Source organism: Nonomuraea sp. NPDC050733 (assembly GCF_040654215.1).
In the GTDB taxonomy this organism is placed as follows: domain Bacteria; phylum Actinomycetota; class Actinomycetes; order Streptosporangiales; family Streptosporangiaceae; genus Nonomuraea.
The window spans coordinates 9,722-24,605 of record NZ_JBFAHO010000011.1 but is presented as its reverse complement, the minus strand read 5'-3'; the positions used below and the strand labels follow the sequence as shown (position 1 = coordinate 24,605).

The following is a 14,884-nucleotide window of genomic DNA, read 5'->3' as shown; positions in this document are numbered from 1 at the left end:
GTCTCCCGGAAGCGGGCGCTCGCATCTCACAGGGGCTGCGGGCGCCCGCTCTGTGATCATTCCGGTACGGCCGGAGCGTCCGATTCGGGCGCGGGTCGTTCCAGACCTGGATAGGCTGATCGGCCATGGCCGGTCGTCCCCTGAACGAAGTCGTCGAAGCCGGATGGGCCCAGGCACTGGAGCCCGTTTCCGAGCGGATCGCCCACATGGGCGAGTTCCTGCGCAACGAGATCGCCGAAGGCAGGCAGTACCTCCCCGCCGGGGCCCACGTGCTGCGCGCCTTCAGCCAGCCCTTCGACGAGGTCAAGGTGCTGATCGTCGGGCAGGACCCCTACCCCACGCCCGGACACCCCATCGGGCTGTCCTTCTCCGTCGCCGCCGACGTGCGGCCCATTCCCGGCAGCCTGCTCAACATCTACAAGGAGATGGAGTCCGACCTCGGGCTCCCGCGCCCCGCCAACGGTGACCTGACCCCGTGGGCGGAGCAGGGCGTGCTGCTGCTCAACAGGGTGCTCACCGTGATGCCGGGCAAGCCCGCCTCCCACCGCGGCAAGGGCTGGGAGGAGGTCACCGAGCAGGCCATCCGCGCGCTCGTGGCCCGCGACAAGCCGCTCGTCGCCATCCTGTGGGGCCGCGACGCCCGCAACCTCGCGCCCATGCTCGGCAAGGTGCCGCGCATCGAGTCGGCCCACCCGTCCCCGCTGTCGGCGCGCAACGGCTTCTTCGGGTCGCGGCCGTTCAGCCGGGCCAATGAGCTGCTCATCCAGCAAGGCGCGACCCCGGTCGAGTGGAAGCTGCCCTAGCATCGTCGCCATGAGCGATAACGAGAAATTCCTGCGCCTGACGGTCGAGCTGACCGTCGAGGTGCTCGACGTCAACGCGCTGCAGGCCGCCGCGCTCGCCGAGATCCGGCATCCCGACGCCGACCTGTCCGACGAGGAGCGGGCCGAGCAGGCGGAGCTGGTCTCCTCCGACGAGACCGGCGCCTCGGCGTTGCAGTGGCTCATCGAGCCCGACCACGTGCTCCAGCTCGTCGACCACATCGACGAGATCGAGCCGCGCGAGGCGATGCTGGGCGTCGAGCCGTCGGAGGCGCCCGATGACGAAGAGGGCGACGAGGAGCATGCGCACGCCTGATGTGCGGCGGGGGCCACGGCGCTGACCTGCGCCGTGGCCCGCCGCCAGTCCAGCCGAGACCGTTCACGAAGGGGCACAGCGTGATCGTCGCATTCTCCATCACCCCGCTGGGCGTCGGCGAAGGGGTCGCCGAGCCGGTGGCCCGCGCCGTCCGGGTGGTCAGGGAGAGCGGACTGCCCAACCGCACGGACGCCATGTTCACCACGGTCGAGGGCGAGTGGGACGAGGTGATGGCCGTCGTCAAGCGGGCCGTCGACGCGGTGGCGGAGGTCGCGCCCCGGGTCAGCCTCGTCCTCAAGGCCGACCTGCGTGAGGGCGTCACGGACGGGATGAACAGCAAAATCGAGTCCCTGGAACGCCACCTGCCCTGAGGGGCCGGCCCCCGGAAGCCCCGGGGGCATCAGGCACCCGGAAGCCCGGGAGCAGTACGCGCGCAAACGCGATATGTCTTGACCCGCTCGTGGACGCGACATATCGTGTTGCTCGAACGCGATATTACGCGCGCCCCGGTCCTTCTGAGAGGTGGACATGAAGCACGAGCGAGTGCCCGTCCTGGTCGTCGGCGGCGGCTACGCCGGGCTCAGCGCGGCCCTGCTGCTCGCCTGGCGGGGCATCCCCGTCATGCTCGTCGAGCGGCACCCCAGCACCTCGATCCAGCCCAAGGCGTTCGGCGTCATGCCCCGCGCCGTGGAGCTGCTGCGCCCCGTACCCGGCGTCGAGCACCTTCTCGGCCAGATCTCGGAGGGCATCGCCGACGGCATGCGCATCGCCATCGCTCCCAACCTCAGCGCGCCCGACCCGCAAATGATCATGGACAGCGAGGACGAGTCGCTCGGCTTCATCTACGACCTCACCCCGGCCGTCAGGGTCGGCGCCCCGCAGGCGGAGGTGGAGCGCCTGCTCCGGACCAAGGCCGAGGAGCTCGGCGCCGACCTGCGCTTCTCCACCGAGCTGGTCACGCTCGACCAGGACGGCGATGGCGTGACGGCGGTCATCCGGACCCACGGCGCCGAGAGCGTGGTCCGGGCCGACTACGTGGTGGCCGCCGACGGCTACCGCAGCCCGCTGCGCCAGGCGCTCGGCATCCCGACCATGGGCAAGGGTGAGCTCGGGCGGATGTACTCGATCATGTTCGACGCCGATCTCACCGGGCTCGTGCGCGAGCGCGAGGTCACGCTGTGGTACCTGCGGAACGACGTCTTCACCGGTGTGATCATCACCGGCACCGGCGTCGGCGCGCACGTGGTCGGCGTCAACTACGACCCGGCCAAGGGCGAGAGCGACGCCGACTTCACCCCCGAGCGCTGCGTGGAGCTGGTACGCATGGCCACCGGCGTGCCCGACCTCGACGTGCGGCTGCTCGACACGGCCTCGTTCACCATGGCGCACGTCCTGGCGGAGCGGTACCGCCACGGGCGGGTGTTCCTGGCCGGCGACGCGGCCCACACCATGCCGCCCACGGGCGGGCAGGGCGGCAGCACGGCGCTCCAGGACGGCTGCGACATCGCCTGGCGGCTCTGGCTCGTCCTCACCGGCCAGGCCGGGCCCGACTTCCTCGACACGTACGACGCCGAGCGCCGACCCATCGGCGCCCTGACCGCCGACGCGCAGCTCGCCAACCTGGGGGTGCGGATGCCGCCCGCCCAGCGCGTCGACTACCCGGAGCCCTTGGAGGACCCGGCCGCGGTCCTCATCGGCTACCGCTACCACTCGACGGCCGTCCTGGACGAGCCGGGCGACGACGGCTCGCTGCTGGAGGACCCGCGCGTGCCCAGCGGCCGTCCCGGCAGCAGGGCCCCGCACGTGGTCCTCGACTGGGACGGCCGGCACATCTCCACCATCGACCTGTTCGCGTCGGGGTTCGTGCTGATGACCGGGCCGAAGGGCAGGGCGTGGACGGACGCCGGGCGCCGGGTGCAGGACCTGCTGGGGATCCAGCTCACGCGCGTCATGGTGGGCGACGAGCTGAAGGACGTGGACGGGGTCTTCGAGGAGCGGTACGGCGTGGGCGGGAGCGGCGCCGTGCTGGTACGGCCCGATGGATACGTCGCCTGGCGCTCACCGGGAGCGGACCCGGCACCGGCGGCCACGCTGGAGCGCACACTGCGCCGGCTCCTCAGCCGCTGATGGGAGCGGCGGAGAGCCGAGGCGGCAGGACCGCTGACCCGCGGGGCGGCGGAGAACCGGGGCACCCGAGCCACTGACCCGCGGGGTGGCCGTCAGAAGAGCTGGCGCGGCAGGACCACTGACCCGTGGGGGCCGCCAGAAGCCGGGGCGGCAAGGCCACCGACCCGCGGGGGTGGCCGTCAGAAGAGCCGGAGCTGCCCCGTGCGCTGCGCGCGCGCCTCCCCCACCCTCAGCGCGGCGACCGCCGCGAGCAGCAGCAACCCGGACAGCCCCGCCAGCCACGCCAGCGGCCCGGCCAGGTCCCGGACGCTCTGCCCGTCGAGGAGCGCGCCGCGCACCACCACGAGGCTCCCGGTCAGCGGCAGCACCGAACCGGCCGCCCGCAGCCATCCCGGCAAGGCGAACGTCGGCAGCCGCACCCCGCCCGCGAACCACATCGGGTCGTCCAGCAGCGTGTACAGGAACGCGGCGTCCCTGGAGAAGATCAGCAGGCTGTTGAGGAACGCACCCCACGCGACGGCCGGCACCAGCATGGCCAGGAACACGACCGCGTACATCCCCGGATGCGCCACGTTCACCACGTCGAGCAGGGTGAACATGGCCGCCGAGAAGCAGGCGAACAGCCACACGTTCTGCACCAGCGCCCCGAACCCGTTGGCCACGACCACGGCCAGCCGATCGGCCGGCGACAGGAACAGCAACTCCAGCGTGCCGGTCTGGCGCTCCATCGAGAAGTGCCAGGCCGACTGGACGAGCGAGAAGAAGAACGTGAACCCGAGCGTCCCGGTGGCCAGGAAGGCGAGCAGGCGCTCAGGGTCGGCCGCCACCGGCCAGCGGGAGGCGATGCCGGGCGTCGCCGCCAGCGGGTGCAGCGTGTAGTACGTCTGGGCAAGGGTCAGCAACGGCCAGATCAGCATCGAGAACATGACCAGCTTGCTGCCGAAGATCTGCCGGTGCTGCTTGAGCGCCTCGGCCCGGAAGACCTTCACCGCGTGCCGCACCGCGTCCCTTCCCGTACGCCGGTCCGCCCTGCTCGGCGCGCCCGCCGCGCCGCTCCGCCGGGACGCCGGCCACGTCACGCGACCACCGCCACGGACCGGTCGCTCAGCGCGAGGATGGCGTCCTCCAGGGACGGCTCCGCGATCTCCAGGCCGGCGAGCGCGCCGCCCGCCCCGATGACCGCCGTGGTCAGCGCCCCGGCGACGTCGCCGGGGTGGCTCAGCTCGACCACGCCGCCGGCCCCCTCGGGCGCGGGCGTGAGGCGTACCCGGTCGTCGAACGCCACCGCCGCGGCCCGCACCTGGGGCGTCAGCTCGGCGACCGTGATCCGCACCCTGCGGTGGCAGCCGGTCTGGGCCATCAGCTCGGCGGGCGTGCCCTCGGCCAGGTGCCGGCCGTCGCCGATCACGTACACGTGCTCGCAGAGCTGCTCCACCTCGGCCAGGTAATGGCTGGTGAGGAGCACGCCCTTGCCGCGCCCGGCCAGCTCGGCCACCACCTTGCGCAGGTCGCGGGCGATGGGCGCGTCCAGGCCCAGGGTGGGCTCGTCGAGGAGCAGGTAGTCGGGATCGTTGACGAGGCCTCGGGCGATCGACAGGCGCTGCGTCATGCCGCGCGAGTACTGCTCGACCCGGGTGCCGGCGGCGTGGGTCAGGCCGACGAGCTCCAGGAGCTCGCCGATGCGGGCCTTGAGCACCTTGCCGGGGACGTCGTAGAGCTGGCCGAAGTACCACAGATTCTCGCGGCCGGTCATCCGCGCGTAGACCATGCGCTCGCCGCCCGCGATGAGGTTGATCCTCCTGCGTACGGCGTGCGGGTTCGTGAGCGGGTCGAGGCCGCCCACGGTGACAGAGCCGGAGGTCTGCCTGAGAAGGGTGGCCAGGATCTTGATGGTGGTGGTCTTGCCCGCGCCGTTGAGGCCGAGCAGCCCGGTGACGGCGCCGCGCGGGATGGTCAGGCTCAGGTCCTCGACGGCCACCTTGCCGCCGAACTCCTTGCGCAGGCGCTTGGTCTCGATCATCTAGTAGCTCCGTTCCATGGCCCTGCGCTCCGCCCAGGGCATCGCGAGCAGTCCGGCGGCGGTGTAGGCGAGGCTGACGAGCACGGTCACGCCGAGGCGGTCGAGCGGCAGGCCGGCGCCGCCGGTGAAGACGCCGCGGACCACGTCCATGGCGGGCGTCACCGGCACCAGCTCGCCGAGCCACTGGAACGCCTCCGGCAGGTAGTCCCTCGGGAACGTGAACCCCGACAGCAGGGCGACGGCGGAGAACACCGTGTTCTGCGTGATGTGCGCCTCACCGGCGACGATCATCACGTCACTCAGCACCACGGACATCCCGAACACGGCCAGGGCCAGCCCCGCCACGGCCAGCACGGCGTCCACCACGCCCGTCGCCGCGGGCCGTACCCCCAGCAGCGCGGCGCACCCGAGCAGGACCGCCACCTCGGCGGCGACGGCCGTGAAGGCGAACATCGCGAAGCCCAGCAGGTACGGCAGCCGCCGCGCGGGCGCCACGACCAGCGCACCCATGGTGCCCTCGCGCTGCTCCTGGATCATCGCCTTGCCGGTCCAGAGGATGCCGTGGACCACGAACATGAACGCCGCCGCCCCCACGGCGACGTAGCCGAGGTAGTCGCCGGTGCCCGCCCTGCCGGCGAACTCGGCCGACACCTGGTCACCGCCCACGGCCCGCAGCCCCAAATAGGCCAGGCCCATCGTGAGGACGCCCGTCAAGAGGGTGCCGACGAAGTACGACCAGGGGTAGGCCCGCCTGGTCACCAGCCACGACCGTCTCAGGGTCGCCCATGCCACCAACATAAGTCTCCTTTGGGAACTGAGTTGGTTTCTATCAGAGACTCACTCGGGGGTAAAGTCACGTCATGGTCAGGGAGCTGCGCGCACAGGACGCCCACTGCTCGATCGCCCAGGCGGCCGCGGTCGTCGGCGACTGGTGGAGCCTGCTCGTCATTCGTGAGGTGGCACGCGGCCACCGCCGCTTCGACGAGCTGCTGGGCGAGCTGGGCATCTCACGCAAGGTCCTGACCGAACGGCTCAAGCACCTGGTGGAGCACGGGGTGCTGGCCCGGGAGCCGTACCGGACGGGGCCGGTGCGGCACGAGTACGTGCTGACGGACGCGGGATGGGCGCTGACGCCGATGCTGATCACCATGCAGGACTGGGCGGACCGCTGGCTCCTGGGGGACGGGTCACTCACGGGTACGGCAGGCCCGGCCGGCCCGGAGGCGGCCCGCGTCCAAGCCCTCCTGTCCACCCGCCTGCCGTCGCCCTTGACTCTCCCCGCCACCCTCCTCTCCCCCGGCCTTCCTCTCCGCTCATCCCTCCCTCTACCGCCCACCGCGGCCTCACCTCCGGCGCACGCCCCACTGCCGGAGGGCACGCCGGCTCCAGTGACGCGGCAGATCGACGTCGTGGCGGACGCGGCGGCCACCGTCGTGTTCGGTTACCCGGCGACCGGCATGCCCGCGCCCCTGCCGCCCGGCTGGGACAACGTGCCGGGCGCGGCGGGCTGCACGCTGGAGAACCGGCTGTTCAGGGACCACCTGCCGGAGTTCACCGCGCACGGGATCGCCGTGCGTGGGGTGAGCACCCAGCGCCCCGACGAGCAGGCCGCCTTCGCCGCCGCCGAGGACATCCCGTTCCCGCTGCTCTCGGACATGGACCTACGGCTCGCGGCGGCCCTCCGGCTGCCGACGTTCCGGGCCGGCCAGGCGCTGCGGCTCAAGCGGGTGATCCTCGTGATCGACCGCCAACGGGTCGTACGCCATGCCATCTTCCCGATACTGGACATCCCCGAGTCCGTGGCCGAGTCCCTCAAGGTCGCCGTCTCCGTCGCGGAGAGCACCACGTAGACCACCACGTAGACCACCTGACCGGACCGGCATCGGGCCATGACGCCATGCCTCTGGCGAGAGCCATGCCGTCTGAGGGGAAGCGCCCGCCATGTCACAAGGGCAGCCGACGATGTTCTGAGATGACCTGTTGCGTGCCCGAGTGCATGGTGGTCGGCTGACCGTGCTGGATACCCCCTGTTCGTGGCAGTTGCTCGGTCCGTAGGCGCGGGGACGGCACGTGGTGTTGTGGTCGCAACCCCGAGGTGACAACCCATGGGGCCGATGATCAGGCTGCGAGGGGGTGGGGTCGGGTGGTGGTGAAGCAGGCCGGTTGGGTGGGGCGTATTTCCTGGGTGGCGCAGAGCCAGGCGTTGAGGGAGCCGGTGAAGCCGGAGGGCGGGCCGACCTTGAGGCACGTCGCCTGCCCTGTGCCGGGGACCGGGGCGACCTTGAGGCGGCGGATGCTGCCTGGCCGGCCCGTGGCCGAGGGCTCCGGCTCGCAGGGTGTCAGGCGTACGCCGAAGGAAGGGCTGCCGGTGATGGCAGGGGAGGCGGAAGGCGTGGTGGAGGGCGCGAGGGCGGCTGGTGGGGCGGCTCCGGCGTGGTGGGGCGGGTAGGCCGCGTCGGCGGGGGCGTCGATGTGGAGGTGATCGTCGATCAGCCGGACGTCGGCCCGGGGATGCGCGGCCAGGAACGTCAGGTGGTCCGCCATCAGGCGATGGGCCACCGTGCGGAGCAGGTTGGTGGCGCACAGCGTGTGCGCGCAAGCCGCACCGTCGATGGTGATCTCCGGCAGGGCGAAGCGGCGCAGGCCCCGGGAGGTCACCCGCAGGCAGTCGCACGCCGCCGTGTCGGCCGGGTCCCACGGCGGGCACGTCGCGTCGTCGTGGACCTGGATGTCCCAGCCCAGCCAGTCGTCGGCCGGCCGGAACTCGGCGGGCTCGTCGGGGCACCGGTCGCAGTGGGGCACCGTCGTGCCCGTCAGCGGGTCGATGACCAGACCGCCGCACTGGCGGGCCAGGGCCCTGGCCGTGGCGCGGGCGACCTGCGCGTTGCCGGGGAGTGCGTGCGGTGGCGCGGTCGAGGAGACGACGAGGTGTTGTTTCGCTCGGCGTAGCAGCTGCCGCTCGTCGTGGTGCAGCGTGGCGGCCACCGGTCTCCAGGGGTTGGGGTGGGGATCTCTCCATGGCGCGAGGTGTGAGGGGAGGGGAGTCTGGGCGGTCACTTCGAGGCCGGGTGTGCCGTAGGCGGTCATCGCGGCCTTGCGGAACGGGCGGCCGACGCGCCAGGGCACCAGCTCCGGGACCGGGCGTGGCAGGCGCTCGATGGCGACGACGAACAGGCACGTCAGGGCGGTGGGGAGCGGCAGGGTGATCTTCATGGGGGCCTCCGGGATGGGGTGAGGCCCTCAGGTTGGCGAAGAAGGTGGGTGGGGGGTGCGGCCGAATGCGGTTCTGTGGATGGTGGGGTGGGGCACAGGGCGACTGTGGATGACGGGGCCGGGGCAGGCTGACGCACAAGGCTCCGTGGACGGCAGAGGCTGGGCGGGCGGCTCCGTGGACGGCAGGGGAGGGGCTGGGCAAGCTGACGTACAGGCTCCGTGGGCGGCATCCTGCGGATCAGGACGGTACGCACTGCCGGTACGTACGGGCGAGGGCGCACCGGCAGGGCGGGTCAGGCGGCCGGGACCTGCGTTGTGCGGCAGATGGCGAGGCTCTGGGACGGGAGGCGGAGGCCGTCCTCGCCCGCCGTCACGTTGTCGTCCGCCGCCAGCAGCACCGTCGCGACCCGCACCGGCAGCGTCACCGCGTCCGCGCCGAAGTTCACCGCCACGCACACCGACTCGCCGCGCCACATGACCAGCCAGTCACCTCCCGGGTCGTGCTCGACGCGGACCCGGTCGAGGCGCGGGTCCGACAGCTCCGGCAGCGCCTTGCGCAGGGCGATCAGGTCGCGGTACCAGCACAGCAGCGACCAGTGCGCCTCCTCCTTCAGCTCCCCCCAGTCGAGCTTGGCGTTGAGGAACGTCTGCTCGTCCGACGGGTGCGGCGCCTCCCACGCGTAGCCGAAGCCCTCGAACTCCCGCTCCCTGCGGTCGTCCTCCGACTCGCGCAGCTCCGGCTCCACGTGGTCGGAGAAGAACGGGAACGGCGTGCGCGCCCCCCACTCCTCCCCCATGAACAGCATGGGCGTGAACGGCGACGTCAGCAGCAGCCCCGCCCCCAGCTTGAGCGCGGGAACGGGCAGCCGGTCGCCCGCCGGCCGGTTGCCGATCTGGTCGTGGTTCTGCAGGCAGGCGACGAGCCGGTGGCCGGGCACCCCCGTGTACGGGCTGCCGTGCGTGCGGCCCCGGAACGTGGAGTAGCCGCCGTCGTGGACGACGCCAGAGGTCAGCGCCTTGGCCAGGGCGTCCAGGCCGGCGAAGTCCGCGTAGTAGCCGTGGGTCTCGCCGATGACCGCGGTGTGCAGGGCGTGGTGGACGTCGTCGTTCCACTGCGCGGTCATGCCGAGGCCGCCGGCGTCCAGTGAGCGCACCATGCGCGGGTCGTTCAGGTCCGACTCGGCGATGAGCGACAGCGGCCGGCCGACGGCGCAGGCCAGCGCGTCCACCTCGGCCGACAGCTCGGCCAGCAGGTGCGTGGCGCGCTTGTCGTGCAGCGCGTGGACGGCGTCGAGCCGCAGCCCGTCGATGTGGTAGTCGCGCAGCCACTGCAACGCGTTCTCGATGAAGTAGCGGCGCACCTCGTCGGAGCCGGGCCCGTCGAGGTTGACCGCCTCGCCCCAGTAGCTCCCGGCGAAGCCCGAGAAGTACGGGCCGAACGGGTGCAGGAAGTTGCCCGACGGGCCGAGGTGGTTGTAGACCACGTCGAGGATGACGCCGATGCCCTTGCGGTGGCAGGCGTCCACGAAGGACTTGAGCCCGTCGGGCCCCCCGTACGTCTCGTTGACCGCGTACAGGTCCACCCCGTCGTAGCCCCAGTTGCGCCCGCCCGGCACGGGTGCGACCGGCATGACCTCCACGAAGTCGACGCACAGCTCCGACAGGTGGTCGAGGCGCTCGACGGCCGCCTCGAACGTCCCCTCCTGGGTGAACGTGCCGACGTGCATCTCGTAGATGACCGACCCGCGCAGGTCGCGGCCGGTCCACTCGTCGTCGGACCAGGTGAAGCGGCCGTGGTCGTAGACGGCGCTCGGGCCGAAGATGCCGTCGGGCTGCCGCCGCGAGCGCGGGTCGGGGTACGGCCCGCCGCCGTCCACCACGTACGCGTACCGCGTCCCGTGGGTGGCCTCCGGCACGTCGGCAGTCCACCAGCCGTCCGGCCGCTGCCGCATGGGTCGCCTGCCGCCGAGGACGTCGATCTCGACAGCCGTGGCCTTCGGTGCCCAGACCTCGAAGGTCTTGTCGCTAAAGGTCATGTCTCTCCAGAAGTGCGACGGGATGCCGGTTGAGCAGGTGTGCGAGCGGGACTCGGCCGGTGTGGACGGCGCCGGTGAGCAGGTCGCGCCAGGAGCCGGGCGGCAGCGTGAGCGTGGTGGCGCCCCAGCCGCCGCGGCGGGCCAGGCGCACCGGGAGGCGGGTGGCGACGGCGACGGCCCGCGCCCGCCCTTCGTCGCCCGGGGCGCCGGTGCCGCCCGCGGCCGCCGGGCCGCCGGTGGTGAGCGCGCCGTCCGTGACGGGGCCGGCGAACGCGCCGCCGCCCCGCGCGAAGGCGATCACGTGCTCGGCTGCCTCGCCGTCCGCCGCCAGCGGCGTGTACGCGGCGTCGGCGCCCAGGCGGCGGCGCAGCCGGAGCGCCTGGGTGGTGACCAGCAGCTTGGCCGCGTCCCACTCCGACTCGGGGATGCGCGGGTAGCTGACGGGCCGCCGGTTGTCCGGGTCCACCAGGGAGAAGTCGGTCGTCTCGTTGCCCTGGTAGACGTCCGGGACGCCCGGCATCATGAGCTGCACCAGCTTGGCGCCCAGGGAGTTGGACATGGCGTGGCGGTCGATCCGCGAGGTGAACTCCCCGACGGGCAGCTTGACGGCGGCCTCGGCGAAGTCGCGCAGCCGCTGCTCGTAGCCGGGGTCCGGGTTGACCCAGGAGATGGCGGTCTTGGCCTCCCGCGCCGCCTTGAGCAGGTAGCCGGCGAACCGGTCGGCGGAGATCGGCCAGGCCGCCATGAGGTTCTGCCAGGCCAGGTAGTCGAGGTGGGGGTCGTGGGAGACCGCCGACGACCAGGCGGTGACGGCCTCCTCCCACTCCTCGGGCAGCTCCGACAGCACCGACAGCCGGGCGCGCACGTCCTCCGACCGCTTGGTGTCGTGCGTGGACAGCGTGGTCATCGAGTGGGGCGGCATCTCCGCGCAGAACGCGTGGAACTCCTCGACCGGGATACCGAACACGTCCGGCTCGCCGCCCACCTCGTTGAGGCAGGACAGCGGGAACCACCGGTACAGCGCCGTGTCCTCGACGCCCTTGGCCATGACGGGCCCGCACGCCTGCTGGAAGCGGGTGACGACCTCCGGCGGGCCGTACAGGACCTGCTGGGCGAGCCGCTGCGCGGCCGGGGAGCAGGCCGCGGCGGCCCGCTCGACGATCTCGATCGACAGGGGCGGCGGCGGCTCCCCCGGCACGACGTACGCCCGGTACACCGGCATCGCGGCCAGCAGCTCGGCCACCGTCTCCGGCTCGGTGCCGGTCGCCCTGGCCAGGCGCCTGACCTCGGCGCCGAAGAACAGGTCCAGGACCTCGCTCTTCGAGCGCGCCACCACCTCCCGGTAGTCGGCGGGCTGTCCGGTCAGGCGGGTGAACAGCTCCAGCAGCGGCGGCGCGCCCGCCGGGTCGACGAACAGGCCGTTGACGCGGTTGAGCACCTCGTAGCCGGTGGTGCCGTCGCACGGCCAGTCCTCCGGCAGCCGCTCGCCGCCGATGAGGATCTTCTCCACGACGGTCCACGTGTCGCCGGTCCTGGCGCGCAGCCGTTCGAGGTAGCCGCGCGGCTCGGCGAGGCCGTCGGGGTGGTCGATCCGCAGCCCGTCGACGAGCCCCTCGTCGAGCAGCCAGAAGATCACCTCGTGGGTGGCGAAGAGCACCTCGGGGTCCTCGACCCGCAGCCCGATCAGCGTGGAGACGTCGAAGAAGCGCCGGTAGCCGGGCCCCTCGCGCCAGTCCACGAGCCGGTAGTGCCCCGGGTACGGGAACTCGTGCTCGTGGTAGCGCAGCACGTCGCCGTCCACGACGGGCTCGGTGTCGTCGCCCAGCACGGGCAGCGCCACCTTCCCGTCCTCCCACTCGATGTCGAACCAGCGGGCGTACGGCGAGGCGGTCCCGTCGCGCAGCACCGACCAGAACTGGGCGTTGGTGGTGTTCATGTGGTTCGGCACGATGTCGACCACGATGCCGAGGTCGTGGGCGGCGAGCTGCTCGGCCATCTCCCTGAAGCCCTTGGCGCCGCCGAACTCCTCGCGGATGCGCGAGTGGTCGGTGACGTCGTAGCCGTGCAGCGAGCCGGGGGTCGCCTGGAGGATCGGCGACAGGTAGACGTGGGTGACCCCCAGGTCGCGCAGGTGGCCGGCGATCTGAGCCACCTGGGCGAAGCCGAAGTCGGGGGTGAGCTGGACGCGGTAGGTCGACAGGGGCCTAGACACGGCGCAGCACTCTCACGCTACGGCCGGGGACGGCCACCTTCTCACCGGCCCGGCAGATCCGGATGTCCAGGCTGATCGGCATCGCCGTGTCGATCTCGGTCTGCCACATCTCTCCGTAGTCCTTGGGGATCGTGAACTTGATGGTGTCGTGGTGGGCGTTGAACAGCAGCAGGAACGAGTCGTCGCGGATGGGCCGGCCGCGCCGGTCCGGCTCGGTGATGGCGTCGCCGTTCAGGAACACGGCCAGCGACCTGGCGTATCCGACGTTCCAGTCGGCGTCGGTCATCTCATCCCCGGCCGGGGTGAGCCAGGCGATGTCGCTCAGACCGCGCACCGGCCGGCCGTAGAAGAACCTCCTGCGCCGGAACACCGGGTGCTTCTTGCGCAGCGCGGCCAGGCTCTGCGTGAACTCCAGCAGCAGCCAGTTCTCGCGCACGTCGGACCAGTCGACCCAGGTCAGCTCGTTGTCCTGGCAGTAGCCGTTGTTGTTGCCGCGCTGGGTGCGGCCCAGCTCGTCGCCGTGCGAGAGCATCGGCACGCCCTGCGACAGGAACAGCGTGGTCAGGAAGTTGCGCTTCTGCTGCTCGCGCAGCGACTCGATGGCCAGGTCGGCCGGGCCCTCGGCGCCGCAGTTCCAGGACCGGTTGTCGTCGCTGCCGTCGCGGTTGCCCTCCTTGTTGGCCTCGTTGTGCTTGTGGTCGTACGAGACGAGGTCCTGCAGGGTGAAGCCGTCGTGGCAGGTGACGAAGTTGATCGAGGCGGCGGGGCGGCGGCTGTCGTCCTGGTAGAGGTCGCTGGAGCCGGTGAGCCGGGAGCCGAACTCCGGCAGCGTCGCCGCCTGCCCCCGCCACAGGTCGCGGATGGTGTCGCGGTAGCGGCCGTTCCACTCGGTCCAGCGCGAGGGGAAGTTGCCCACCTGGTAGCCGCCCGGGCCGACGTCCCACGGCTCGGCGATGAGCTTGACCTGCGACAGCACCGGGTCCTGCTGCACCAGGTCGAAGAAGGCGCTCAGCCGGTCGACCTCGTGCAGCTCGCGCGCCAGGGTGGAGGCGAGGTCGAAGCGGAAGCCGTCGACGTGCATCTCGGTCACCCAGTACCGGAGCGAGTCCATGATGAGCTGGAGCACATGCGGCGAGCGCATCAGCAGGCTGTTGCCGGTGCCGGTGGTGTCCATGTAGTAGCGCGGGTCGCCGTCGACCAGCCGGTAGTAGTTGGCGTTGTCGATGCCCTTGAACCCGAGCGTGGGCCCCAGGTGGTTGCCCTCGGCCGTGTGGTTGTAGACGACGTCCAGGATGACCTCGATGCCCGCCTCGTGCAGGGCGCGCACCATGGCCTTGAACTCCGGCACCTGCCCGCCGCGCTGCCCCTGGCTGGAGTAGCGGTTGTGCGGGGCGAAGAAGCCGATCGAGTTGTAGCCCCAGTAGTTCGCCAGCCCCCGCTCCTCCAGGATGTGGTCGGTGACGAACTGGTGCACCGGCATCAGCTCGATGGCGGTGACGCCGAGCTTGGTCAGGTGGTCGAGGATCTCCGGGTGGCCCAGCGCCGCGTACGTGCCGCGCAGGTGCTCGGGGATCTTCGGGTGCGCGATGGTGAGCCCGCGCACGTGCGCCTCGTAGATCACGGTGTCGTGGTACGGCGTGGCCGGCGGCCGGTCGTGGCCCCAGCCGAAGAACGGGTTGATCACTATGGACCGCGGCATGTACGGGGCGGAGTCCATGTCGTTGCGCGAGTCGGGCTGGCCGAACCGGTAGCCGTACACCGCCTCGTGCCACTTGACGTCACCCTCGATCGCCGTCGCGTACGGGTCGAGCAACAGCTTGTTCGGATTGCACCGCATGCCCTTCGCCGGGTCGTACGGGCCATGGACGCGGTAGCCGTAACGCTGGCCGGGGTTCACACCGGGCAGGTAGCCGTGCCAGATGAACCCGTCCACCTCGGTCAGAGCCACCCGTGTCTCTTTGTTCTTCTCGTCGAACAGGCACAGCTCCACCTTGTCGGCGGCCTCGGTGTACAACGCGAAGTTGGTGCCCGCGCCGTCATAGGTCGCCCCGAGCGGATAGGGGTCTCCCGGCCAGACTTCGATCATCAAGGCTCCCTTACGGCTCTTCCCCATGTTCCGTTCCCCCGCTCCACCGGACA

Annotated in this window: 12 protein-coding genes; 5 read left to right on the top strand and 7 right to left on the bottom strand. The window is 71.6% G+C overall.

Going from position 1 to position 14,884, the window contains the following annotated elements:
• The first annotated feature begins 125 nt into the window (after positions 1-125).
• From AB0H64_RS19845 to AB0H64_RS19830, 4 genes are all read left to right on the top strand, one after another.
• The gene (locus AB0H64_RS19845; protein WP_357626268.1) at positions 126-803 is read left to right on the top strand and encodes a uracil-DNA glycosylase; all 678 of its coding nucleotides are present in this window, start codon (positions 126-128) and stop codon (positions 801-803) included.
• A 10-nt stretch (positions 804-813) separates the two neighbouring features.
• Entirely contained in the window at positions 814-1,137 is a 324-nt protein-coding gene (locus AB0H64_RS19840; protein WP_310710546.1) for a hypothetical protein, read from the top strand.
• Positions 1,138-1,217: 80 nt separating this feature from the next.
• Entirely contained in the window at positions 1,218-1,508 is a 291-nt protein-coding gene (locus AB0H64_RS19835; RefSeq protein ID WP_357626264.1) for an MTH1187 family thiamine-binding protein, read from the top strand.
• Between the two features lie 157 nt (positions 1,509-1,665).
• Complete coding sequence (locus tag AB0H64_RS19830; protein ID WP_357626262.1) at positions 1,666-3,264, top strand: FAD-dependent monooxygenase; 1,599 nt, start codon at positions 1,666-1,668, stop codon at positions 3,262-3,264.
• A 179-nt stretch (positions 3,265-3,443) separates the two neighbouring features.
• Here the strand turns inward: AB0H64_RS19830 and AB0H64_RS19825 are convergent, their stop codons facing one another.
• The 3 genes from AB0H64_RS19825 to AB0H64_RS19815 are packed head-to-tail and all read right to left on the bottom strand — an operon-like array spanning position 3,444 to position 6,076.
• The gene (locus AB0H64_RS19825; RefSeq protein ID WP_357626260.1) at positions 3,444-4,343 is read right to left on the bottom strand and encodes an ABC transporter permease; all 900 of its coding nucleotides are present in this window, start codon (positions 4,341-4,343) and stop codon (positions 3,444-3,446) included.
• Positions 4,340-5,284, bottom strand: a complete 945-nt coding sequence (locus AB0H64_RS19820; RefSeq protein WP_357626258.1) for an ABC transporter ATP-binding protein — start codon at positions 5,282-5,284, stop codon at positions 4,340-4,342. Before AB0H64_RS19820 ends, AB0H64_RS19825 begins: the two co-directional genes overlap by 4 nt.
• The gene (locus tag AB0H64_RS19815) at positions 5,285-6,076 is read right to left on the bottom strand and encodes an ABC transporter permease (RefSeq protein ID WP_357626255.1); all 792 of its coding nucleotides are present in this window, start codon (positions 6,074-6,076) and stop codon (positions 5,285-5,287) included.
• A gap of 68 nt (positions 6,077-6,144) precedes the next feature.
• Here AB0H64_RS19815 and AB0H64_RS19810 point away from each other — a divergent pair, with 68 nt between their 5' ends.
• Positions 6,145-7,134 (top strand): winged helix-turn-helix transcriptional regulator, encoded by a 990-nt coding sequence (locus AB0H64_RS19810; protein WP_357626252.1) that lies wholly within the window; start codon positions 6,145-6,147, stop codon positions 7,132-7,134.
• A gap of 268 nt (positions 7,135-7,402) precedes the next feature.
• On the opposite strand, the gene AB0H64_RS19805 is transcribed toward AB0H64_RS19810, so the two are convergent.
• The 4 genes from AB0H64_RS19805 to glgX all read right to left on the bottom strand — a co-directional run bounded on the left by AB0H64_RS19805 (position 7,403) and on the right by glgX (position 14,831).
• Positions 7,403-8,497 (bottom strand): hypothetical protein, encoded by a 1,095-nt coding sequence (locus AB0H64_RS19805; RefSeq protein ID WP_357626250.1) that lies wholly within the window; start codon positions 8,495-8,497, stop codon positions 7,403-7,405.
• A gap of 293 nt (positions 8,498-8,790) precedes the next feature.
• Positions 8,791-10,533 carry a malto-oligosyltrehalose trehalohydrolase gene (treZ, locus tag AB0H64_RS19800; RefSeq protein ID WP_357626247.1) on the bottom strand — a complete coding sequence of 581 codons (1,743 nt, stop codon included), beginning with the start codon at positions 10,531-10,533 and terminating at the stop codon, positions 8,791-8,793.
• Positions 10,523-12,745 (bottom strand): malto-oligosyltrehalose synthase, encoded by a 2,223-nt coding sequence (gene treY / locus AB0H64_RS19795; protein ID WP_357626245.1) that lies wholly within the window; start codon positions 12,743-12,745, stop codon positions 10,523-10,525. Before treY ends, treZ begins: the two co-directional genes overlap by 11 nt.
• Positions 12,738-14,831 carry a glycogen debranching protein GlgX gene (gene glgX / locus AB0H64_RS19790; RefSeq protein WP_357626242.1) on the bottom strand — a complete coding sequence of 698 codons (2,094 nt, stop codon included), beginning with the start codon at positions 14,829-14,831 and terminating at the stop codon, positions 12,738-12,740. The genes treY and glgX overlap by 8 nt, the downstream gene beginning before the upstream one ends.
• Positions 14,832-14,884: the final 53 nt, after the last annotated feature.

Bases quoted from the DNA above. Each gene is read 5' to 3' on its own strand.
- AB0H64_RS19845 (WP_357626268.1), top strand. From the start codon at position 126: ATGGCCGGTCGTCCCCTGAACGAAGTCGTCGAAGCCGGATGGGCCCAG.
- AB0H64_RS19840 (WP_310710546.1), top strand. From the start codon at position 814: ATGAGCGATAACGAGAAATTCCTGCGCCTGACGGTCGAGCTGACCGTC.
- AB0H64_RS19830 (WP_357626262.1), top strand. From the start codon at position 1,666: ATGAAGCACGAGCGAGTGCCCGTCCTGGTCGTCGGCGGCGGCTACGCC.
- AB0H64_RS19820 (WP_357626258.1), bottom strand. From the start codon at position 5,284: ATGATCGAGACCAAGCGCCTGCGCAAGGAGTTCGGCGGCAAGGTGGCC.
- AB0H64_RS19810 (WP_357626252.1), top strand. From the start codon at position 6,145: ATGGTCAGGGAGCTGCGCGCACAGGACGCCCACTGCTCGATCGCCCAG.
- AB0H64_RS19805 (WP_357626250.1), bottom strand. From the start codon at position 8,497: ATGAAGATCACCCTGCCGCTCCCCACCGCCCTGACGTGCCTGTTCGTC.
- treZ (WP_357626247.1), bottom strand. From the start codon at position 10,533: ATGACCTTTAGCGACAAGACCTTCGAGGTCTGGGCACCGAAGGCCACG.
- glgX (WP_357626242.1), bottom strand. From the start codon at position 14,831: ATGATCGAAGTCTGGCCGGGAGACCCCTATCCGCTCGGGGCGACCTAT.